This is a genomic window from Enterococcus timonensis, assembly GCF_900104595.1.
GTDB lineage: Bacteria > Bacillota > Bacilli > Lactobacillales > Enterococcaceae > Enterococcus_J > Enterococcus_J timonensis.
In genome coordinates, this window is sequence record NZ_FNVY01000004.1 from 1039183 (window position 1) to 1060709 (window position 21527).

Annotated in this window: 21 protein-coding genes and 1 tRNA gene; 5 read left to right on the top strand and 17 right to left on the bottom strand. The window is 38.4% G+C overall.

All coding sequences use genetic code 11. The annotated features are described in order from the left end of the window. Positions 1-17: 17 nt before the first annotated feature. The 5 genes from rfbB to BQ5341_RS09705 form a co-directional block, all read right to left on the bottom strand. Positions 18-1046 (bottom strand): dTDP-glucose 4,6-dehydratase, encoded by a 1029-nt coding sequence (gene rfbB / locus BQ5341_RS09685; protein ID WP_071131781.1) that lies wholly within the window; start codon positions 1044-1046, stop codon positions 18-20. 9 nt (positions 1047-1055) lie between these two features. Beyond that, the gene (rfbC, locus tag BQ5341_RS09690) at positions 1056-1628 is read right to left on the bottom strand and encodes a dTDP-4-dehydrorhamnose 3,5-epimerase (RefSeq protein WP_071131782.1); all 573 of its coding nucleotides are present in this window, start codon (positions 1626-1628) and stop codon (positions 1056-1058) included. A 4-nt stretch (positions 1629-1632) separates the two neighbouring features. Continuing rightward, on the bottom strand, positions 1633-2505 hold the full coding sequence (gene rfbA / locus BQ5341_RS09695) for a glucose-1-phosphate thymidylyltransferase RfbA (protein WP_071131783.1): 873 nt from the start codon (positions 2503-2505) through the stop codon (positions 1633-1635). 70 nt (positions 2506-2575) lie between these two features. Beyond that, entirely contained in the window at positions 2576-3391 is an 816-nt protein-coding gene (locus tag BQ5341_RS09700) for a glycosyltransferase family protein (RefSeq protein WP_071131784.1), read from the bottom strand. Further along, positions 3391-4743 carry a hypothetical protein gene (locus tag BQ5341_RS09705; protein ID WP_235836398.1) on the bottom strand — a complete coding sequence of 451 codons (1353 nt, stop codon included), beginning with the start codon at positions 4741-4743 and terminating at the stop codon, positions 3391-3393. The genes BQ5341_RS09700 and BQ5341_RS09705 overlap by 1 nt, the downstream gene beginning before the upstream one ends. Positions 4744-4927: 184 nt before the next feature. Between BQ5341_RS09705 and BQ5341_RS09710 the strand changes: the two genes are divergently transcribed. Beyond that, on the top strand, positions 4928-6049 hold the full coding sequence (locus BQ5341_RS09710) for a glycosyltransferase family 4 protein (RefSeq protein WP_071131785.1): 1122 nt from the start codon (positions 4928-4930) through the stop codon (positions 6047-6049). Between the two features lie 28 nt (positions 6050-6077). Here BQ5341_RS09710 and BQ5341_RS09715 read toward each other — a convergent pair whose 3' ends face one another. Together BQ5341_RS09715 and map are read right to left on the bottom strand one after the other, a co-directional pair. Further along, entirely contained in the window at positions 6078-7001 is a 924-nt protein-coding gene (locus BQ5341_RS09715) for a YihY/virulence factor BrkB family protein (RefSeq protein ID WP_071131786.1), read from the bottom strand. A gap of 119 nt (positions 7002-7120) precedes the next feature. After that, on the bottom strand, positions 7121-7885 hold the full coding sequence (map, locus tag BQ5341_RS09720) for a type I methionyl aminopeptidase (RefSeq protein ID WP_071131787.1): 765 nt from the start codon (positions 7883-7885) through the stop codon (positions 7121-7123). A 140-nt stretch (positions 7886-8025) separates the two neighbouring features. Here map and BQ5341_RS09725 point away from each other — a divergent pair, with 140 nt between their 5' ends. Further along, a complete protein-coding gene (locus BQ5341_RS09725; protein WP_083378670.1) occupies positions 8026-9888 on the top strand; it encodes an alkaline phosphatase family protein in 1863 nt (620 codons plus the stop codon). A gap of 53 nt (positions 9889-9941) precedes the next feature. Then, a complete protein-coding gene (locus BQ5341_RS09730; protein ID WP_071131788.1) occupies positions 9942-10385 on the top strand; it encodes a flavodoxin in 444 nt (147 codons plus the stop codon). Positions 10386-10449: 64 nt separating this feature from the next. On the opposite strand, the gene BQ5341_RS09735 is transcribed toward BQ5341_RS09730, so the two are convergent. Then, positions 10450-12660: a bifunctional metallophosphatase/5'-nucleotidase gene (locus BQ5341_RS09735; protein ID WP_071131789.1), complete on the bottom strand. Its 2211-nt coding sequence runs from the start codon at positions 12658-12660 to the stop codon at positions 10450-10452. Positions 12661-12841: 181 nt separating this feature from the next. Further along, the gene (locus tag BQ5341_RS09740; RefSeq protein ID WP_071131790.1) at positions 12842-13390 is read right to left on the bottom strand and encodes a TetR/AcrR family transcriptional regulator; all 549 of its coding nucleotides are present in this window, start codon (positions 13388-13390) and stop codon (positions 12842-12844) included. A 271-nt stretch (positions 13391-13661) separates the two neighbouring features. On the opposite strand from BQ5341_RS09740, the gene BQ5341_RS09745 reads away from it, so the two are divergent. Then, positions 13662-14897, top strand: a complete 1236-nt coding sequence (locus BQ5341_RS09745; protein WP_071131791.1) for an aminopeptidase — start codon at positions 13662-13664, stop codon at positions 14895-14897. 54 nt (positions 14898-14951) lie between these two features. Here the strand turns inward: BQ5341_RS09745 and BQ5341_RS09750 are convergent. Next, positions 14952-15025 (bottom strand) — tRNA-Arg (locus BQ5341_RS09750). Positions 15026-15205: 180 nt separating this feature from the next. On the opposite strand from BQ5341_RS09750, the gene BQ5341_RS10600 reads away from it, so the two are divergent. Continuing rightward, a complete protein-coding gene (locus BQ5341_RS10600; RefSeq protein ID WP_162840228.1) occupies positions 15206-15367 on the top strand; it encodes a hypothetical protein in 162 nt (53 codons plus the stop codon). A gap of 93 nt (positions 15368-15460) precedes the next feature. On the opposite strand, the gene BQ5341_RS09755 is transcribed toward BQ5341_RS10600, so the two are convergent. The 7 genes from BQ5341_RS09755 to BQ5341_RS09785 form a co-directional block, all read right to left on the bottom strand. Beyond that, positions 15461-15874, bottom strand: coding sequence for a DUF3284 domain-containing protein (locus BQ5341_RS09755; protein WP_071131792.1), 414 nt, complete (start codon positions 15872-15874; stop codon positions 15461-15463). Between the two features lie 2 nt (positions 15875-15876). Then, entirely contained in the window at positions 15877-16092 is a 216-nt protein-coding gene (locus BQ5341_RS09760) for a hypothetical protein (protein WP_071131793.1), read from the bottom strand. A 9-nt stretch (positions 16093-16101) separates the two neighbouring features. Continuing rightward, positions 16102-16329 (bottom strand): hypothetical protein, encoded by a 228-nt coding sequence (locus BQ5341_RS09765; protein ID WP_071131794.1) that lies wholly within the window; start codon positions 16327-16329, stop codon positions 16102-16104. A 71-nt stretch (positions 16330-16400) separates the two neighbouring features. After that, positions 16401-17831 (bottom strand): PTS sugar transporter subunit IIC, encoded by a 1431-nt coding sequence (locus BQ5341_RS09770; protein ID WP_071131795.1) that lies wholly within the window; start codon positions 17829-17831, stop codon positions 16401-16403. An 88-nt stretch (positions 17832-17919) separates the two neighbouring features. After that, positions 17920-18240: a PTS lactose/cellobiose transporter subunit IIA gene (locus BQ5341_RS09775; RefSeq protein ID WP_071131796.1), complete on the bottom strand. Its 321-nt coding sequence runs from the start codon at positions 18238-18240 to the stop codon at positions 17920-17922. 87 nt (positions 18241-18327) lie between these two features. Further along, positions 18328-18648, bottom strand: coding sequence for a PTS sugar transporter subunit IIB (locus tag BQ5341_RS09780; RefSeq protein WP_071131797.1), 321 nt, complete (start codon positions 18646-18648; stop codon positions 18328-18330). Positions 18649-18782: 134 nt separating this feature from the next. After that, positions 18783-21491, bottom strand: coding sequence for a sigma-54-dependent transcriptional regulator (locus BQ5341_RS09785; RefSeq protein ID WP_071131798.1), 2709 nt, complete (start codon positions 21489-21491; stop codon positions 18783-18785). Positions 21492-21527: the final 36 nt, after the last annotated feature.

The window sequence follows — 21527 nt, forward strand, 5'->3', positions numbered from 1 at the left end:
TCTCCTTTAGCCAGGACTTACTGCCCTACTTGCGCATATTTATTTTCAACTGCTTGTTTTTCAGCTTTCCACCAGTCTTGGTGTTTTGTATACCAATCAATGGTATCTTTTAATCCTTCGTTAAAATCAGTGTATTCAGGTTTCCAGCCAAGTTCTTCACGTAATTTCGTAGAATCGATGGCGTAACGTAAATCATGACCTGGACGATCATTGACATGGTCGTAAGCGTCAGGCTTTTGACCCATTTCAACTAAAATTTGTTCCAAGACAGTTTTATTGTCTTTTTCACCGTCTGCGCCAATTAAATACGTTTCGCCAATTTTTCCTTTAGTCAAAATCGTCCAAACAGCACTAGAATGGTCATTCGTATGAATCCAGTCCCGAACATTTTTACCATCGCCATACAATTTTGGTTTAATGCCAGACAAAATATTAGTAATTTGGCGAGGAATGAATTTTTCAATATGTTGGTAAGGGCCATAATTATTAGAACAATTTGAAATCGTTGCTTGTAAGCCAAATGAACGGACCCAAGCGCGGACTAATAAATCAGATCCGGCTTTCGAAGCTGAATAAGGACTTGATGGATTGTAAGGCGTATGGTCGGTAAATTTTTCACCCGGACCGTCGCCATGACCTGGTAAATCTTCTCTTAAAGGAAGATCACCATAGACTTCATCAGTAGATACATGGTGGAAACGGACATTATTTTTGCGGCAAGCTTCTAGTAAAGTGAAGGTCCCGACTAAATTTGTTTGAATAAATGGTGATGGATCTTTTAAGGAGTTATCATTGTGAGATTCAGCGGCGTAATGAACGACAGCATCACAATCTTGCACTAACTCGTTGACTAAAGGACCGTCAGCAATATCTCCGACTACAAGTTGCACCCGATCTGCAGGAAGTCCCGCAAGATTTTCGCGATTGCCGGCGTAAGTTAATTTATCTAAAACCGTTACAAACACATCAGGATGATTGTTCACTACATAATGAACAAAATTAGAACCAATAAAACCGGCGCCTCCGGTAACAATAATTTTTTTCATCTGTTCCTCCTAGATTTCACCGTAAACAAACGGATTATTTTTCTCAAATTCAGCAAACGTTGGGTGATGTGCATCTTTTTCAGAAGTGATGGCTTTAGCTAAATCAAACGGCCAGTCAATTTTCAAAGCGGGATCGCTAAACATAATGCCACCATCAGCTTCTGGTGCATAGTAGTTGTCGCATTTGTACAAGAAATTCACGTCATTAGTTAAAGTACAAAAACCGTGAGCAAATCCTTTTGGTACTAAAAGTTGGCGGTGATTGGCTTCACTTAAAATAAAGCCTTCATGTTGCCCATAAGTAGGTGAACCTTTACGCATATCGATAATCACGTCGTATAAGACACCAGTGACTACCCGAACAAGTTTTGTTTGCGCAGCCTGGCCTAATTGGAAATGCAAGCCCCGAACAACGCCTGCTTGGGCGGAAAAAGAATGGTTATCTTGAATAAAATTATAATTTAGTCCTGCTTCTTGAAAAACTTTTTCTGAATAACTTTCGGTAAAGTACCCACGATGGTCGCCAAAGACGGCCGGTTCTACGATAAAGGCATCTTGTAACGTTGTTTTTGTAACTTTCATTTTTTTATTTTCCCTCCGCAGCTAAACGCAACATATATTGACCATAATCATTTTTCTTTAACGGTTGGGCTAAAGCAATCAACTGATCGCGATCAATGTAGTTCATTCGATATGCAATTTCTTCTAGACAAGCGACTTTTAAGTTTTGCCGTTTCTCAATGGTTTCAATAAAAGTTGACGCTTCAAGCAAAGATTCGTGCGTCCCAGTATCTAACCAAGCAAATCCTCGACCCATGACTTCAACAGATAATTCGCCAGCTTCTAAATAAACTTTATTAACATCAGTAATTTCTAATTCGCCACGTGGTGAAGGTGCAATATTTTTAGCAATTTCAACGACGCGGTTGTCGTAAAAGTAAAGACCAGTAACGGCAAAATTAGATTTTGGCTCTTCCGGTTTTTCTTCAATCGAAATAGCTTGCATCTCTTCGTTAAATTCCACTACGCCAAAGCGTTCTGGATCGTTGACATGATAGCCAAAGACAGTGGCGCCGACTTCTTTTTGGGCTGCTCTTTGCAACATTTTAGAAAGACCGCCACCATAATAAATATTGTCGCCTAAAATTAAGCAGACCGAATCATCCCCGATAAATTCTTCACCCAAAATAAACGCTTGGGCTAAGCCATCAGGACTTGGTTGCACTTTATATTGAATATTAATCCCAAGTTCTTTACCATCACCAAATAATTGTTCAAAACGAGGTGTGTCGTCAGGGGTAGAAATAATTAAAATATCTTTAATCCCCGCTAACATTAAAGTAGACATTGGGTAATAAATCATAGGTTTGTCGTAGATGGGCATCAATTGTTTCGATGTGGCTTTCGTTAGAGGATATAATCGTGTACCAGATCCTCCTGCTAAAATAATTCCTTTCATAGTGACCTCTCCTTTTGTATGCTTTTCTTATTTTACCACAAGTCTGATTTCTTTATTCTGGAAAACATCTCTATTTAAATTGTCGATACGCTTGCCAAGTTCGTTTCCAAAAGTAGCGATCTTTTTCTTTAACGAATAATTTAACGGTTCGTTTTAATAATTGTTTTTTATGATTATTTGAAAACTGAGTATTGTAGCGTTGATAAAAAAGTTGCTCTCCTTGAAGAATACTCTCAAAGCGCTGATGGCTTACTTTTGTGTAATCAAGAACAGATAAGTCGTGCTGAATGATTTCTGGCAACACTCGTAAAGTGTATCCTCGTTTTCCCATTTCAAAAAACAACCAATGATCTAAAAAATCTAGCGGAAAATCATTATTAAAGCCGCCAATCACTTTTAGAAAATCGACATTTAAACATGCTCCGGAATTAATTCCCGTAAAAGGTTCCGAATATTCTCCGGCCGGCAATCCAGTAAATCCTTGCGCAATATAGCGGTCTGCTTTTAGCGGGGAAATTTGCTTTTGTCCGGCAAAAATCTGGGGGACAATCGCGCCAACTTCTGGCCCAAAATCTGCAGCTAAAAGCTCTTTTACGTAAGAAAGTGAAATTTGTGTGTCGTGATCCAAAAGTAAAAGTCCCAAACGATCTTCATTCGTTGCTAACAATTTTTCAAGCGCAAAGTTATAAGCTACCGCCACGCCCAGATTTCTCGGATCGTGGTGATAACTGACTGGTAATTGATTGAAACTCTCCTCTTGTGTAAAAGGAGAGTTGTCATAAATTAAAGTAGAAATCCCCAAATCAGCCAGTTCATTTAGCAATGGGTAAATGGGAAGATCTTTTGCATTCTTTTTGTAGACAACTAAGACAATACTTAATTTCATTAGGCGACCTCTTCATTTTTGTTGTCTTTACTATCTCTAAATAACTTGTAGCTTAATACAATGACTGGCAATAAGAAGCCTAGGCCAATGGGACCATTTAAAAACGGATTAATATTGGTTACTAAAATCATTGCTAAAGTGCAGCCTAACAATCCAATATTGATATTATCTAATTTTTTTCGAATCATGAAACTTCGGAAAAAATAATATAACGGAAGGAGCGCATAAAGTAGCCAAATCAGGGTACCAATTAAGCCTTGTTCGACATATATATCCACAAAACTCATTTCAATACCGGTAATTCGATCACCAATTTTCGTCCCATAACCATTTCCGACTATAGCGCCCACTTTAGAAGCTTTAATAATCCGAATGGAATCTTGAAATAAAACCAAACGAACATTCATGGAGACATCTTCCACTGGTTGTTCTTCTTGATATTCACTTTGACTTGCGCCACCAGGTTCACTGAAACGAGAAATTGTCGAATTCGTGTAAAAATAAAAAGTACCCATAATAGCAACCACTAAAATGATTAATCGACGTACATTATTCTTTTTGCTTAAAGCCAAACTTTGCCGATTTCCCCAGAAATAAATAACAATTTTAGTAAGCACATAAGTTAGAAGACCCACTAAATAGCCTAAATACAAACCACGAGTTTCAGATAAAATAACAGAAACAGTTCCTAACACCATTACCAAGCCTTGAAACTTAGTCAATTGTTTTTCCATTAATTTGATGGTGCCAATAATTAAAGTAAACAAAACTAAGAAATGCGATTTATAAAAAACACCTCTGGACGGTCTGAAATATAAGTCACCTGGAAAAAGTGCGTTCACATCTTTATAAAAATAGTAAAATTGGCTGTCAGTCATAAATTTACCAATTAAGGTAATCGTAATTGTAATCAGAGAAACTACCAACGTGGCCCAAAAAAGGACCGTGACCAGATTTTTTACTGAGAATCGTTTTTCATCAATATAGTAAATAAAAGGAATAATCAAAATAACAAAAATCACCCGCAACGAGTCTGTGACAATCATTCCCAGACCATGATGATTCATTATCCCTAATAAAGCGCTGGCTCCAATCCAGACGACCATCGCAATACTTAGCCAAAAAATGGCCGTATTTGGTTTAATAAAATAGCTCAACAATTCTTTTCGAGAATCCTTATTTAAGATAAATCGGCAACCGAAAATCAACAATATCCCAATAAAAAGTACTTGGCGAATGGATAAGGGTCCGATTTCAATAAAACGACCTCCTCCACCAGCAAATAACTCAAAAAACAGAACGAACAAAAAGTACTTTTCAAATTTAGTAATTTCTTTTGTTTTCACTAACACTATCCTACTTCCATAAAAATTTTATTTTCTCCTAAAATAAATCCTTCCTAATCTTAATAAAACAGCCGATGAAAATCAAGTCAGGCCCATAAATCTAAAATATTCTTAAAGAAGCATAGCATGAAAATTGTTTCTATTGTAGAATGGAGATAGTTCTTTATCTCTAGGAAAGTGAGTCTCTTACATGAATTACACTTTTAACATTTTTTTCAAACTCTTTGTCACCTTTCTGCTTTCATTAGTCATTACTCCTTTAGTTCGGATGTTGGCTTTTAAAATCGGTGCCGTCGACAACCCTAATGCCAGACGGATGAATCGAATAGCGATGCCCACAATTGGTGGCTTGGCTGTTTTTATAAGTTTCTCAATTTCTGCTTTCTTATTATTCGACGGAATAGTTCCCCGGGACTATTTGATAAAAATCTGGATTGGGGCTGCGATTATTGTGGCCACTGGTATGATTGACGATGTGAAAGAGATTTCTCCTAAATTAAAAACCCTCGGCATTTTGATTGCTGCTTTAGAAATTTATTTTGTTGCTGGTATCCATTTTGATCAATTAACGGTGCCTTTTTTGGGGACGATTCACTTGGGCATCTTTGCACTCCCTATGACCATTCTTTGGATTATGGCAATTACCAATGCCGTGAATTTAATCGATGGACTTGATGGACTAGCATCAGGCGTTTCCATCATCGCCCTTGGAACAATTGGTGTGATTGGTTATTTTTTCCTTCATCCAGATGCGATTTATATTCCAATTTTAATTTTTATTTTAGTCGCTGCTATTGGCGGATTTTTCCCTTATAACTTTTATCCGGCAAAAATCTATCTTGGTGACACCGGCGCTTTATTTCTAGGTTTTATGATTTCTGTTTTATCGTTACAAGGTTTGAAAAATGCAACGATTATAACCGTTATTACACCCATGATTATTCTAGGCGTGCCCATAACGGATACAGTTTTTGCAATAATTCGCCGCTATATCAATAATCAACCGATTTCTTCAGCCGATAAAATGCACTTGCATCACCGCTTACTTTCTTTAGGTTTTACTCACCGTGGTGCTGTGTTGGCCATTTACTCTTTAGCTTTACTTTTTTCATTAATTGCTTTTTTACTCAGTTATAACAGTAACTCTTGGGGAACAATTTTATTAATTCTCTCCCTGATCTTTGGTCTCGAACTTTTCGCCGAGCTCATCGGTTTAATGGGGCCAAATCATCAGCCGGTTCTTTACTTTTTCCATATGATTGGTAGTAAAGAATTCCGCGATCAAAATTTGCATAAGAAAAAGAAAAAATAGCGTCCTGCTGGGCGCTATTTTTGTATCTTTATGAATTTTTACGACGCTTAAACCAATCTTTAACTCGACGAAAGTGATCTACCACATCCCTACGTTCTTCCAATTCTTCCCCCAAGAAGACTTCGGCAATTACCGCGTTTAATACCGCCCCTAGTATAATTATCGTGGCGGCAAAATTGAGCCACAGCATTAAGACGATGAAACTTCCGATGATTTGATAACTAGCCATAGCTGGTGAAAACATCGCCATATAAATACCAAATACTTGTGAAAGTAAGAGCCACCCGATGGAAGTAAATATAGCACCGGGTAAAACGTGTTTTAATTTAATTTTGGCATTAGGCAATACTCGATAGATGAGAATCATCACTACAACTAGGCCAATGATGACTACTGGCCATTTTAAAGTGGCGAAGGTGTCGAGAATATTGGTAGAAAAATGGAAGACACTTTGGAACCAGTTGAGGACTTGTTGACCGATTCCTAAGACTAAAACCAAAGCTAATAAAGCAATAATCAATAAAAACATCATTAAAAAAGAAACTATTTTGGCCCAAATAAAATTTCGGCGCCCCTCGACGCCATATGCTTTATTCATCGCGTTTTGCAAGGCATTAATACTTTTTGACGCCGACCAAATCGTTGCCAAAGCTGAAAAAGAAAGAACACCGGTGGAACTTTCCGTCAGTAAATTTACCACGGCTGGTTCCAATTGCTGATAAATTTCAGTTGGCATCAGCTCTTTAATATAAGGAAGGACGGTATTGGGATCAAGATTTAAATAAGGTAAAATACTGCCGACTGTTAGCAATAATGGAAACAAGAAAAGTAATAAATAATAAGCGACCACCACCGCCGATGTCCCCATTTCCGCATCTTTCATTCGCTGTGCGGTAATTCGGATGATTTGCAATAATTTTTGATTTTTAATATATTTTTCAATCAGTCCCATCTTCGTCCTCCTTTCTTCCGATCTTTATTTTAATAAATGAACAAAAAACAGCTCCGCAAGCGGCGGCTAAAAGTTAGTCGTTGTTTGCTGGAGCTTTTCGCGCTATTGCTAAATTTAATTTAGTAAGTTCCTTCAACACCTTGACTTGTCAGTAAAAGTGGGCCGTTTTTAGTAATCGCCAAAGTATGTTCATATTGACATGACCATTTACCATCTCTAGTATAAGCGGTCCAACCATTTGGATCCATCTTCATTTTCCAAGTGCCAATGTTAACCATGGGCTCGATGGTAATTAACATACCTTCTCTAAGACGCATGCCGCGCCCAGCTTCCCCAAAATGTGGAATGTTTGGTTCTTCGTGAATGGAAGGACCAATTCCGTGACCAACAAAATCCCGGACAACGGATAAACCTTCACTTTCCACATAAGTCTGAATCGCATGACCAATATCGCCAATCCGATTGCCAACTTGCGCTTGTTCAATTCCTAAGTACATGGATTTTTTAGTCACATCCATTAAATGTTGAATTTCAGGTGTCACTTCCCCTACTGCATACGCCCAACAAGAATCAGACATCGCACCTTTATATTCCACGCACATGTCGACCTTGATTAAGTCGCCATTTTTTAAAACTTCTTTGCGGGGAAATCCGTGACAAATTTCCGAATTTACGGAAACACAAGTCGCATATTTATACCCTTCAAAGCCCATTTGCGCCGCAATAGCACCATGGTCTTTGATAATTTTCCGGACAAACATTTCAATGTCCCAACTAGTAATACCTGGTTTAATAAAGCCCCGTAATTGTTGGTGAACATTGGCCAACACTTCGCCGGATTCTCTCATTGCTTCAATCTCGCGAGCTGATTTTAACGTAATCATGATTTTTATCGCACTCCTATTCAATCATAGTTTAGCATATTTCAGAAATTTAACAAATAGTTGACATTTTCATGGAAACAATCATTTTATTCTTAATCTATGTTAAAATGCCTATAATATCGTTTTTTGGGGGAACACAAATGCTAATATTAATTTTCATTTTTTTTGCACTGCTACTAATTACATACAAAAGAAGCAAATATCGTACCACGAGAAGCGCTATTTTTCGCAGTTTGTGGCTAGTTATTTTAACGACTGTCGCCACCTTATTTGGAACTAGACTCGTTCATGGCACTATTTTACCAAACTTCCTTTTTTGGCAAACTTGGGTAAAATCACCGCGTTGGTCGCTACTGATTTTTGTCCTTCTAGCTGGATTTATTTTAGGTGGTATTATTCTTTTCACGTGGAATCAGATCCTAGGAAAAATTCATTTGAAAAAAATAACTTTTTTCGATGGCTTTTTTTTAAGTTTAACAATTCTTTTGATTTTTATCGGCTTTTTGATTCCTTTATCTAGTTACTGGGGGATGGATCATTTCAGCAATCTGGCCATTGATCAAATCGTTTATCATTTAACGGAACCTCTACAAGGATCTGACGCTTCGCAAATTTATGCTTTCATTGAACTTCCTTTTTTAACCGCACTTTTTGCAACTTTTCTAGCTGGTGAAATCATTTATCAAATGTTAGCTTTTTCTCATAAGAAAGTGGCGATTCCTACTTTGCGGAAAAAACCGAAACGTCATCCTGCCCTCCGCAAGTTTTTCCTATTATTATCAGGAATTATCATTTTGTTGGCTGGATTTACTTTAGGTCTTTCTCGGATTGGCTTTGCCGAAGTTCGCGCCTACTTTTTTGAATCTAGTACGTTGTATGAAGATGAGTATGTCGACCCACGAACAACAGAAATTGTCTTCCCAGAACAAAAAAGAAATTTAATTTATATTTTTCTAGAATCTATGGAAGGCACTTATTATTCCACTGATTTAGGGGGCGGTCAAGAAGAAAACTTGTTGCCTAATATGGCTGACTTATCTGAAAATGGTGGCACCAATTTTTCTAATTCCAATTTATTAGGTGGCGCCTTGCAAGTTCCTGGCGTAGGTTTTACCGCGGGTGGAATGGTAGCTCAAACAGCTGGTATCCCACTTATTACGACAGTAAATGGGAATGACTACGGGAACACCTCTTCTTATTTGCCTGGAGCTTATTCTTTAGGGGAAATCTTGGCAGAGGCTGGTTACAATCAGACCTTACTTTTGGGCTCGGAAGCTAGTTTTGGTGGTCGCGATAAATATTTTACCCAACATGGCAATTACAATATCGTTGATTACAACTCCGCCATTGAAAATGAATGGATTCCAGAAGATTATCTTATTTGGTGGGGGTATGAAGATGCTAAACTTTTCGAATTCGCTAAAAATACCATTACTGAAATGTCCACTGGCACTCAACCTTTCAACTTTACGATGATCACCGCTGACACTCACTTTGAGGACGGCCTAGTAACGGACCAGACGCCAATTATCTATGACGATCAATATTCTAACGTCATTCATTATTCTGACCAAATGGTTTATGAATTACTAACTTGGATTATGGAACAACCTTTTTATGAAAATACGACCATTGTTTTAGCAGGCGATCACTTAAGTATGGATAAAGATTTCTTCGATAACTTACCTACTGATTATGAGCGCAATGTCTTTAATTTGTTTTTAAACTCTGCAGTTAGTACCGATAATATTAAAAATCGGCAATTTTCTACTTTAGATTTATATCCTACAACGCTAGCCGCGCTTGGTGCAGTCATTCCTGGAGACAGACTCGCTCTTGGTACTAATTTATTCTCCGAAACACCCACTTTAATGGAAGAATATGGTTTCGATAATCTTTACTCCCAAATGGCTATGGGTTCAAAATATTACTCACAAAAAATTATGAAAAATTCAGAAGCAGAAGTGGTCAACACACTAGATGATTCCGGGACTAGTGAATAAGTGCTCTGTGTGCTAAAATAATTATAGAAAATATTTAGGGGGACAAACATAAGATGGCACTGGCAAAAATTGTTTATGCTAGCTTAACCGGCAATACCGAAGAAATCGCCGATATTGTAGCTGAGGCGCTAGAAAATTTAGATATTGAAGTAGAAATTGATGAATGTGGCGATGTAGATGCTGCTGATTTTGAAGAGGCTGATCTTTGCATCGTGGCTACTTATACTTACGGCGATGGTGATTTGCCTGACGAAATCGTCGACTTTTACGAAGATTTGTTAGAACTTAAACTGCCCGGAAAAATTTATGGTGTGGTAGGTTCTGGCGATACTTTTTACGGTGACATGTTTTGCAAATCAGTGGATCAATTTGACGAAGCATTTGCCAAAACTGGTGCTACAAAAGGCGCTGAATCCGTCAAAGTTGAACTAGACGCTGAAGAAGATGATATTGAACGCTTAGAAGCATTTGCCAAAACTTTAGCGGCTAAAATTTAATATTTTTAAAAAAACAGGACTGCTGACGAATTTCGCCAACAGTCCTGTTTTATTTTTTATTATTTTAAGCTACCCAAGCGCCTGATAAGTCGAAGGTATAACTTACGGAACGAATTACCCGTTTTGTTGACACCAACAAGTCACCATTTTCTGTGGCATAGTACCATTTGTGGTTAACTAGCAACCAACCTGTTTGCATTTTGCCGCTAACCGTGGATAAATAATACCATTGACCATTCACTTGCGCCCAACCAATCTGCATAGCGCCAGTTTTTGATAAATAATACCAAGATCCATCAGTATACAACCAACCTGTTAACATTTTCCCGGAAACAGTGGATAAATAATACCATTTGCCGTTCACTTCTTGCCAACCAGTAGTCATAAAGCCAGTTTCAGCATTTAAATAATACCAAGAGCCGTCAACAAAAATCCAACCAGTGACTTGTTGGTCATTTTCCCAATACGTCCATTGACCTTCAACTTGCCGCCAACCATCTTCTTCAATTGGAGACTCGACTAAGTTCTTCCGGTCTAAAGCTGGTGTTTTGATTTTTTCATCGCCGAAAGAAGAAATATAATTAACGAAAGTTTCTGTATCGGGGTCCATTGCTCCGACTAATTTAGCTTCCGTAAATCCACTAAAACCATCGCCGCCACCAAAGAGGAAGTCGTTAATCACTACCCGATAAGTTTCATCCCAAATAACTGGTGAACCGTCAGTTTTGACCATATCAACTATTTCTTCTGGATGGGTGGCATCATCAGATTTAAGATAAGAATATCTTAACCCACCGATTTGTAAGAAATACTTGTCAGATTGTTGTTGCAAAACATTATGAATTTGTTCGCCGGTCATTTCGACAATTTGCATAATATTCCCAAATGGTTGCACAGCTTGAGCTGCTCCCCAAGTGATAGTACCATCTTCAGTAACGAGAAGATCGGCTCTAATTCCGCCATTATTGGTCATAGCAAAATCAACATCCAGCCCTTTTACTTTCGCTTGGGCGATTTGACCGTCGACAATTAAATTGCCCACAGGTGATTCGCGGTTTTCGTTCACTTCTCGTGTGATCATATCCGTTGCTTCTGCAGTTCCGATTTTAGCATTTTGAATGGGGGCAACTAAATCATTCGCTTCATCAACAATAGCTTGCACTTCTTCATTTGGAACAACGCCAGCATCAGGGGCAACAGCATTTACAGTGGCTGTTAGTACTTCTTTAAAGTCTTGCGTTGCTACATCAAGAGTCCCTTGTACATCAATGTATCCTTTACCTTGAGAGGTGGATTGCACCACGCGAGTTCCTTCCACCAAGCCATTAGTATACATATGGTTATGGCCGGCAAAGAAAACATCGACGGAGTTATCCGGATCTAAAACATTGACTTCTTCTAAAATTGCTGCGGCATCTGAAGAGACATTCCCTTCACCATCTGAATTAGATGGAACATGGGCTAAAACAACAATAGCGTTTACTCCATCAGCTTTTAATTCATCTGCATATTTTTCAATCGTTTCCGCTTCGTCTAAGAAGCTATAATCTTCATAATGTTCTTTGAGGACAAGATTAGGAACTTCAGTAGTGACAATACCGATAAAGCCTACATTCACTTTGTCTCCATCCGCGTCTGTTACTTCTTTGACGGTGTAAGGTTGCCAGTCAAAAGGAATTTCGCCGCTTTCTTTGTCGACTAAATTAGCAATGACGATTTCGGTATTAGAAGCTTCTTTTGCGTAACCTTCAACTAATTCTTGAATCGCTGGGTTGGAAAATTGATTTGCTTCAGGCATTGCACCATTCATAATCCGGTTGAATTCTGCCAAACCTTCATCAAACTCATGATTTCCTAGTGTGCCGACGGAAAAATTCATTTGATTCAAAATCTTAATCGATGGTTCGTCTTGCAATAACCCAGAGTTAGCCGGCGATGCACCAACCATATCACCAGATTGAACTCGTAAGGAAACCCCATTTGGATTGGCACTTACAAAATTCGATTCCGCTTGATCCAAGTAGCCAGCTAATAAGGCTGCTGTTCCCGTACTACTTACCGAGTTTCCGGCATCATCCCGAAATGTCCCAGTTGTTTCTAAGGCGCCGTGGAAATCATTTATTCCTAGCAGTTGCAACGAGACTTGTAGATCTGTTGTTGCCATGGTACTAGCAGATGTTCCTTCTTCGGCAAAAATATTAGCTGAAGTGCTTAAAGCTACAGTTGATAATAAAACTAGCCAACTGCCCTTACTTAACCAAAAACTTCTCTTCATTACTAATCCTTCCTTCTTGTGTTTAGACAAGCTAAACGAATTTTGTCACCGCTTTATTTTGGGGACAATTTAATCATAGCAATCCGATTTTCTTAAGTCAATCTAAATAAAAAAAACAGCTAAAAAGATTCTCCGAACATTCGGAAACCTTTTTAGCTGTTGTTAAAATTAAAGCTTGAAGTTAATCAAAAATACTTTTATCTCGTTTACTCAACGCTTCATAAGAATCTTTTATAATAGAAATTAATTGCTCTTCAGTGGGCATAATAATATGTGAGCTCATGAGTGACGCTAAACCGGTAACAATTATCCACGTTCCGTAATGCAACGCATCCACTTGTCCTTTTGATAAACTTTGGTATTTATTATCTTCTGAAACTCGCTTAGTATACATCCGATAAGAGAAATTGTGCATCCGCTCGCCGCCACCGTAATCTTCCAAATACAAAGCTTTGTATAATTTATTTTCACCCATGGCAAAATAAATATAATTCAGCCCCATATCTACAATCGAATCTCCGGTGCGGACTTCATTAAAAATAACTTCCCCCAAATAATTTTCAATCCGTTGAAAAATGGTCTCTTTCAGCGCGTCCATACTATGAAACTCAGCATAAATCGGCGCAGTCGATGTCCCCATCAATTTAGCAATATTGCGGGCGGTAAATTTATGAAATCCTTCTTGGGCTACTAGCTCATACCCTGCCTTAATTATATCCTCGCGGGTAATCGTTTTTTTCTAGCCATCACGTACATCCTCTCAACAGAATTATCTAAGACTCGTTAATTACATATCCTCAGTTATTATAACATTAGTTTGCCTTGATTTAAAGAGGTTTTTTAAAAGCGGTGTCACTAATTTTTAACAACTTGGCTCCGCCATTCCTTTTGCAAAAAAATTTTCTCGTTTAGTTATTTAATGCAACATTCTCATAGAAAATTATCCCGAAAAATGTTATGATATCATAACCATATCTTCACTAAAATTAAGGAGGATTCATATGTTGAAAAATTTCCAAGAAAATTTAGAAAAATACGCTGACCTGATTGTGGAAGTTGGTGTCAACGTGACTGCCGGTCACACAGTAGTTTTGCAAATTGCGACTGATCAAAGACAGTTGGCCCATCTGATCGTGGAAAAAGCTTATGCAAAAGGAGCCGCCGAAGTGCAAGTGCAATGGAGTGATGAATTTGTGCAAAAACAATTTCTGTCTCACGCTGCTACTGACCGTTTGGAAAATGTTCCCGCTTATCGTGGCACACAAGTAGATTATTGGCTTGAAAAAAATGCTTCCCGTATTTCGGTTGTTTCTAGCAATCCAGATGCATTGGCCGGCGTTGATGGTCAACGTGTGGCTACTAATCAAGCCGCACTCGGTAAAGCCCTGGCGAAATTGCGCCAAGCGACGCAATCTAATCAAGTTTCTTGGACGGTTGTGGCGGCCGCTAGTCCTGATTGGGCCAAAAAAGTTTTCCCTAATCTTTCAACTTCTGAAGAACAAGTGGATGCGCTATGGCAAGAAATTTTCAAAACAACCCGCATTGACCTTGTCGATCCGGTTACTGCTTGGAAAAAACATGATGAAACGCTTTGGGCTAAAGCCAATGAACTCAATGCTGAGCAATTTGACGCGCTTCATTATACAGCTCCTGGCACCGACCTGATTGTTGGATTACCTAAAAATCACCGCTGGGAAGGCGCTGGTTCAAAAAATAGTCGGGGCGAAGTTTTTATGGCTAATATGCCTACTGAAGAAGTCTTTACCGCTCCTGATCTTCGTCGGATCGATGGCGTTGTTTCTTCAACAAAACCATTAAGTTATGCTGGAACGACTTTATCCGGGATGAAATTTACTTTTAAAGATGGTAAAGTGGTGGATTATTCCGCTGAAGTGGGTCAAGATGTTTTAGCTAAACTTCTTGCCATTGATGAGGGTGCAAAAAGTTTAGGCGAAGTGGCTTTAGTTCCTGATCCTTCCCCGATTTCTCAATCAGGTATTACTTTTTACAATACTTTATTCGATGAAAATGCTTCGAATCATTTGGCCCTAGGATCTGCTTATGCTTTCAGTCTTGAAGGTGGCACGGAGATGTCCCCTGAAGAACTTACGGCTCATGGCTTGAATCGTTCTCACACTCATGTAGACTTTATGATTGGCTCTAACAAAATGAATGTGGATGGCATCAAACAAGACGGTTCAATCGTTCCTATTTTTAGAAATGGCGACTGGGCTTAAAAATAAAAAAACGACTAGCAAAATTTTGCTAGTCGTTTTTTTATAAACAGGTAACGTCCCCGATTGGAATCGAACCAACGACCTACCGCTTAGGAGGCGGTCGCTCTATCCTACTGAGCTACGAGGACCTGAATCTATTATACCGACTTCAAAAAAATTGTGCAATGACCAATGAATAAAGTGTTTTTTTAGCAAATTTTTCGATGGAAATTTCATTAAAAAACATCTAATTCGAGTTTTTTCTTTCCAACTGTCCAATCGGCGTGTTATAATAAGATTGTGAAAAAACGATTACAGGAGGAAAGACAATGCCAGAAAAAACAAAAGAAGAGATTTTTGCTAAACGTCAAGACAATTACAAGGAAGAAAAAAAAGAAGTCTTCGCTAAAGCATTGAAAGACCACCATGATCCAGAAGATCCTGAAGAAAAAGAAGTCACTGAAAAAGACAAAGCAGTCGAAGAAAAATAATTAAAATAAAAAAATTGTCAGCTTTCACAAGCTGGCAACTTTTTTTATTTTTCTTTGTTATTAAATAACAAGTGTTACACCATAAAATAACAATTAATAAGTCGCTTCAATTTGTTTCAGCATTGACTTAAAGCGACGTTTCCGCAAAAAGCCCCACAAAATTCCAACAGTAACATCGTTGATTTTTTGAATAAAACCAAAGCTTTCCATTTTTTCTTCATAAACCACAGCGCAACTACGAGAATCTAGCGGTTCAATGCGATATTCCACATAGAAACGATTTTTAGTAGTTGAAGTGGTAAAACCGTAAACGGCATTATCGATAAATTTATCAATCGTAATCTTTGCTCTAGCTCGTTTGTTAAACTCTTTTACGTATTCAATATTTTGCAATTGTTTACGGGTAATCCGTTTGCCGGTGTGGCGCTCCACATCATAAATGGCCGAATCGGCGATCTTATCGAAGAAAAAAGTAGCTGGGACATTTAAATTTTGATGAATTTCCATGGCTATTCCTCCTCTTTTTTATCTTTTTCAATCGCTGTTTGTTCTGCTTTTTCTTTTTTGGCTTGTTGATTTCCCCGCACCAACATGACCGTGCCTAAAATAATCATCCCAAATGAAGCAAGCATGCCGACAATATTATAATTTCTAGTAGCTTGATTGGCGGAAAACATAAACATTAACAGTCCAAGACTAACTATAAATAACCCGTTTTTAATCATCGTGTCTCCTTAATTGACGCCGTGAGCGGAAAAATAAAGCACGGAACCCCAATCTTCTTCTTTAATGCGACTTTTTGCTAAGCGGGCAGCATCTTCAAAATCTTCAGTGCCACTGACATTAAAAAGTAATTTCAAGCCTTTTTTTTCTTTAAAAGCAAAGGTCACGCCATCTTTTTCAAAGCTATTTAAGACCTCGATAATTTTATCTTGTGACAAAGCTGAGTTAATTTCAATCATGTTAAAAATCCCCCTTAAGTATGTATAAGATCAGACTAGCACAAAGCCAGCCTGATCTCAAATAATAATTCTTAATCTTCGACTTGTAATTTGTTAGCCGAAATAACGAATGGCAACCAGATGAAGAAGGTAATCGCCATGTTGATCAAAGTAACTACTGGTGCACGCCAGTCAGCGCCTGTTGCTAAGAACGACATTAACATAGGTGGCACAACCCAAGGAACAGCTTGTGATACTGGGTTAACGAGTCCAGCATAAGTTGCTAACCAACCAATAGTAGTTGCTACTAATGGAGCTAACAAGAATGGAATGAACATAATTGCGTTCAAGACGATTGGTAAACCAAACATCAAAGGTTCATTAATGTTGAAGATACCAGGTCCAACAGCTAATTTACCAACTGTTTTGTAGTCTGCACGTTTGCTAAATAGTAAGATAGCGATGATTAAAGTAATTGTACCACCGGAACCACCAAACCAAGCAAAAGCATCGAATGAACCACGAACCCACATGTAAGCTTTTCCGTCAGTAATAGCAGCTTTAACAGCGGCTGGTCCGATTAAGCCTTCATAACCATTTTGAGCGACGTTAATGTTAGCGATTTGGGCAACGCCCCAAACGCCTTCCAAAACTGGTGCCAAAACGTTTGGTCCGTGAATCCCGAAGAACCAGAAAATTTGAACAAACAAAGTAACAACCAATACCCAACCGAGTCCTTGAGATGCACCCAAGAAAGGTTCAGCAATATATTTTTGAATGAGGTTGATAAGTAAGTCACCATCGCTCAATTTACCAACGATGAAGTAGATAATTGCAACAACATATAATGCAACGGCCGCAGGAACAATGGCTGCGAACGCTTTGGAAACTGCAGGCGGTACTGAATCAGGCATTTTGATAATGATGTTATGTTGCATCAATTTCGCATAAATGACTGTGGCGATAAAACCAATAATCATAATGGTGAAAAATGCATTGGCATCTAATTGCCCAAGTTTTAACCAGCCCCAAGAACCAGTTGTGATACCTTCAGCGGTTGCTGATAAACCAGTATCGGCAGTTGTAGCATTGATTGCAGATACCGCAGAAGCGTCTAAAGCAACTTCTTGAGTACCGGCAAATGAAAAGCCAATCCCTGAAATAAAAGCTGACAAGGAAACAATCCCACCAGCGAGATCATTTACTTTGTAAGCACGTGCTAAGTTATACCCCCACGAAAACGCGAAAATTAACCCGGCAATTGCCAACGTCCCGTTCCACACGTAACCATTAATTTGAATGATTTCGCGAATGACAGGAATTTCATTACCATTGTAATCTGGCCAAAAAGCTGGCGGCAAATCACGAATAATAGCGTTAAGCATTGTACCAATGGCCCCTGCCATCGTTGCTGGCATGGTACCGATAAACGCATCACGTAAAGCTACGAGATGTTTCTGTGCGCCAATTTTGGCCGCAACTGGCAGGATGTGTTTTTCCATCCATGCTGTTAATCCGTTCATTTTGAATCCTCCTTAAAAAAATTTTTTATATAAAGAAACTCTTTATACCAACTTTAGGGAGATAATATCTCCAGTTTTAGGGTAAACCCTATTTTTCATCAATCCGACGATAGATGTCGATTAATTCTTTGGCTAAATCACAAAAGGCAATAGCCGTCATTAAATGATCTTGACTGTGAACCGTCAATAAAGTCACTGGAACGTGGGTCCCTTGTGCTTCTTGAGTTAACATACCCGTTTGTGAATGATGCGCTAAAACGAGTGATTGATTCGCGTCTTTCATTTTGGCGTCGGCTGCTTCAAAGTCACCAGTTTTAGCGGCTTGAATAGCTTCCATCGCATCGCTTTTTGCATTACCAGCGTTCATAATTAATCCCATGATCGCTTCAAGATTTTTTTCGTCTTCCATCGTTTCCTCCTTGTCAATTGGCTTTCCTTAAAATAATTGCTGAAAATCTTAGAAATTTAATTTTTGCTTGATTAATCTTTTATTTGATTAATCTTTTGCTAAGGAAAGTGCTTGGTCTAAAACTTTTTCGCCATTCATCAAGCCATAATCGGCCATATTAATGATATCCATGGGAATCCCTTTAGGTGCTAATTTTTGTTCGAATTGGGATTTCATAAAACGTACTTGAGGTCCTAATAATAAAACGTCAACATTTTTTGCTTCTAAGTTGTTGTCCGCATCACTAGCGGCTACAGCAAAAATATCAGCATCCAATCCTCTTGCTTCAGCAGCTTTTTGCATTTTTGAAACAAGTAAACTAGTTGACATCCCCGCGGAACAAACAAGCATAATAGTTTTTTCAGCCATTCTCTAATCCTCCTTTATTTTTTCTTACATCTTTATATAGAGCAAGAAGCGTGCCAAAAGTAAAAGTATAGACAAATGCCTAAAAATCAGGCGATGGTCTATACTTTTATCTTTACACATTCTTAATATTTTACTTACACACTACCGATAGTGTGTAAGTCTGATGATTTATGGAGTTGATTTTCTAATAACATTTGCGTTAAGAAGGCAAGTTCTGCTTCTGGGAGTCGCAAGTGATAATTTTTTTCTAAAAGCATAAAATTAGTTCGCACAGTATCCATTTCTAGACGATATTTTTTTTGAAAGACTGCTAAATTTGGAAAATCCCGATGATGCTGGCCTTTTAGAATCGAATCAAAAAGTACGGCGACATGCATAATTAATCCAGTATCGACACCTGGTTCTAAAATAATTTTTAAATCATTTTGAATTTGGCGTAAAGTGCGTTGGATTTGCAAAACAAATTGAGACAATACAGGCACTTCGGTAATGGTTTGTTCTAAAGATTGGGCGATTTTTTCAACCGATAATTCTTCATTAGCAATTCGCTTTAAAATATTTAATTGATCGTCTTGGAATAAATCTAACGCTGAGAAAAAAGGAATATTTTGATAATCTACATCAACTGTTCCGGCAATGGCAATCACTTGATAATCTTTTAATAAGTTGTCGATATGTTTTTTAAAAGTTGTTTTTTCAATAAATTGCATCTGAATGACTTCGACTTTTTGATGGTTCACCACCGGATGGATCCGTTGATACAACCGAGCCGCCACCCCTTCACCTGTAAAACAAGCTACGACAATCGCTTTTTTCTTTTGTAATTGATTTTTTTGGTTGGCAAATTGTTCCCGCACCGCTGATTCAAAATTCAGTTGAATATTTTGATAAATATCTTCCAGTGAACGCCCGACCGTGCTCATGCGGACAGCTTCTAGCACGACTAAGGTTGAACTCATGGTAATCGCCTTAGTACGAACGCCGGTCTCTTCATAAATCATAGTGCCAAAAGCATTGAGGCTCCCCATATCAGTTAAAAGTAGAACGCCATTAGTTAAGACTTCTTTATATTCAATAATATAATTTTTCAGTTGTTCATACATTTTTTGGACTTCCAAAGTCAGCGGCATATTCATGGCCATGCCTTCTTGGGTGCCTAATAATTCTTGGACAGTTTCTAACATGGAACTGGCGGTGGATTTCCCGTGCATTAAAACAATGACCCGGACATTATTTTCCGCCACTGGCACCATTTCCCCGACATCAATCGACAAAAACATGGAAATAAAACCAATTTCGTCAAAAGGAATTTCCACGTCATTTTCTGCTTCAATCATCCCTGATAAATCAATCGCCACTTGAAATTCTTTAGAAAATTTCTTCCGAACATTATTCAAATCGGGATGGACAATAATATGACCTTCACGAAGGCGTTCCAACGTGGATTGCAAATGCAAAGAAAAAGCAAAACGCGCTTTTGGTCCGTATTTACGCTGTAAAATGCTTTCGGCGTAATCATAAAGACGATTGGTTAGGTCCCAAAGTTGATCAGAAATCAATTCTTCATGAATCGAACTTCTCGTTAATTCTTTAACGTAAGTGGTGAAATAAGCATCCACATCGCGACTAATTAAACTTTCTAAATCGATAACTTCTAATTGTTTTTTGGAAAATTCTTCCACCTTTGCTTCTATACTATTGTAAACATCCATGCTTTGCGTGGGGTCTTGTGACCAAACCACTTCAGACTCCCCTGGTTCAAAGGTCAAAAATTGCGCTTTTTTATCGACAAAATGATCAAGCCGATCGGGTACTTCTTTCATTTTTAGCAGACCTTTTTGGACTTGGAGCGGTAAATCTTCTTTGTGAATCGTTAAAGAATCTTCATTATGCGTTCGGTAATGGAGAAAAGCTTTGGCACAGACAAGTTTCAAATCCCGCTTCACTTGACCGATATTGCCTTCTGCATGATACAGCATAAAGGCTAAGACAGCTTCTCGTTCAATATGAATTTTTTGATGGAGGCGATTGGCTTCTTGTTTAATGAACAACGAAATAATTTCATAGCGTTCATCAAGTGTGCGGTCGTCAAGGCTAGGCAAAGTAATCGACATAGGAATGCGGCGGTTAAAAGTCGTTAGAAAATTTTCCGAACTTTCCGTTGTCGCGCCGATAATTTGGACCGAAGCTTCATAGCTTTGCGCACTTTCACCAAGTGGCCGGTAAATTCCTTTATCAATAAAAGTAAAAAGCATTTCTTGGCCTTCTGGTGGCAGACGATGAATTTCATCAAGAAATAAAATCCCGCCGTCCGCTTGAGCAACCAAACCGGTGCGATCTTCATTGGCGCCAGTGAACGCTCCTTTTTTGACACCAAAAATATGAGCAAAAAGTAATTGCGGATTTTGCGCGTAGTCGGCACAGTTAAAAGAAACAAAGGGCGCGGATTTTTCCAGACTCTCTGATTCAATGGCAAATTGATACATACATTCAGCAAATAAAGATTTACCAGTACCCGTTTTACCAAAAATAATCGTATGTAGTCCCCGCGGCGGATATAAAATGGCGGCCTTTGCTTGTTGAATAACTACTTTTAGCGAATCATCCACACCTACTAGACTATTAAAAGAAACTTGCGAGATTTCATCGGTGATATTTTCCACAAATTGATACACTACTGGTCGCGTATTACTTTTAATAATTAACTTTTCTTTGGCGAGTTCTGATAAATAACGGCTAACATTGGTGCGATCCAGCGCTAATCGGTCCGCGACTGCACTAGCTGTCAGTCCCTTGGCATCTCTTTTTAAGAGGATCAAAATTTCATCTTTACGATTCGACACAAACTCGTCTCCTTTGTAAAATTTTCTAATTTAAGC

Bases quoted from the DNA above. Each gene is read 5' to 3' on its own strand.
- rfbA (WP_071131783.1), bottom strand. From the start codon at position 2,505: ATGAAAGGAATTATTTTAGCAGGAGGATCTGGTACACGATTATATCCT.
- BQ5341_RS09730 (WP_071131788.1), top strand. From the start codon at position 9,942: ATGGCACTGGCAAAAATTGTTTATGCTAGCTTAACCGGCAATACCGAA.
- BQ5341_RS09715 (WP_071131786.1), bottom strand. From the start codon at position 7,001: ATGGGACTGATTGAAAAATATATTAAAAATCAAAAATTATTGCAAATC.
- BQ5341_RS10600 (WP_162840228.1), top strand. From the start codon at position 15,206: ATGCCAGAAAAAACAAAAGAAGAGATTTTTGCTAAACGTCAAGACAAT.
- BQ5341_RS09775 (WP_071131796.1), bottom strand. From the start codon at position 18,240: ATGGAAGACGAAAAAAATCTTGAAGCGATCATGGGATTAATTATGAAC.
- rfbB (WP_071131781.1), bottom strand. From the start codon at position 1,046: ATGAAAAAAATTATTGTTACCGGAGGCGCCGGTTTTATTGGTTCTAAT.
- map (WP_071131787.1), bottom strand. From the start codon at position 7,885: ATGATTACGTTAAAATCAGCTCGCGAGATTGAAGCAATGAGAGAATCC.
- rfbC (WP_071131782.1), bottom strand. From the start codon at position 1,628: ATGAAAGTTACAAAAACAACGTTACAAGATGCCTTTATCGTAGAACCG.
- BQ5341_RS09710 (WP_071131785.1), top strand. From the start codon at position 4,928: ATGAATTACACTTTTAACATTTTTTTCAAACTCTTTGTCACCTTTCTG.
- BQ5341_RS09770 (WP_071131795.1), bottom strand. From the start codon at position 17,831: ATGAACGGATTAACAGCATGGATGGAAAAACACATCCTGCCAGTTGCG.
- BQ5341_RS09760 (WP_071131793.1), bottom strand. From the start codon at position 16,092: ATGATTAAAAACGGGTTATTTATAGTTAGTCTTGGACTGTTAATGTTT.
- BQ5341_RS09735 (WP_071131789.1), bottom strand. From the start codon at position 12,660: ATGAAGAGAAGTTTTTGGTTAAGTAAGGGCAGTTGGCTAGTTTTATTA.
- BQ5341_RS09700 (WP_071131784.1), bottom strand. From the start codon at position 3,391: ATGAAATTAAGTATTGTCTTAGTTGTCTACAAAAAGAATGCAAAAGAT.
- BQ5341_RS09780 (WP_071131797.1), bottom strand. From the start codon at position 18,648: ATGGCTGAAAAAACTATTATGCTTGTTTGTTCCGCGGGGATGTCAACT.
- BQ5341_RS09755 (WP_071131792.1), bottom strand. From the start codon at position 15,874: ATGGAAATTCATCAAAATTTAAATGTCCCAGCTACTTTTTTCTTCGAT.
- BQ5341_RS09725 (WP_083378670.1), top strand. From the start codon at position 8,026: ATGCTAATATTAATTTTCATTTTTTTTGCACTGCTACTAATTACATAC.
- BQ5341_RS09745 (WP_071131791.1), top strand. From the start codon at position 13,662: ATGTTGAAAAATTTCCAAGAAAATTTAGAAAAATACGCTGACCTGATT.
- BQ5341_RS09765 (WP_071131794.1), bottom strand. From the start codon at position 16,329: ATGATTGAAATTAACTCAGCTTTGTCACAAGATAAAATTATCGAGGTC.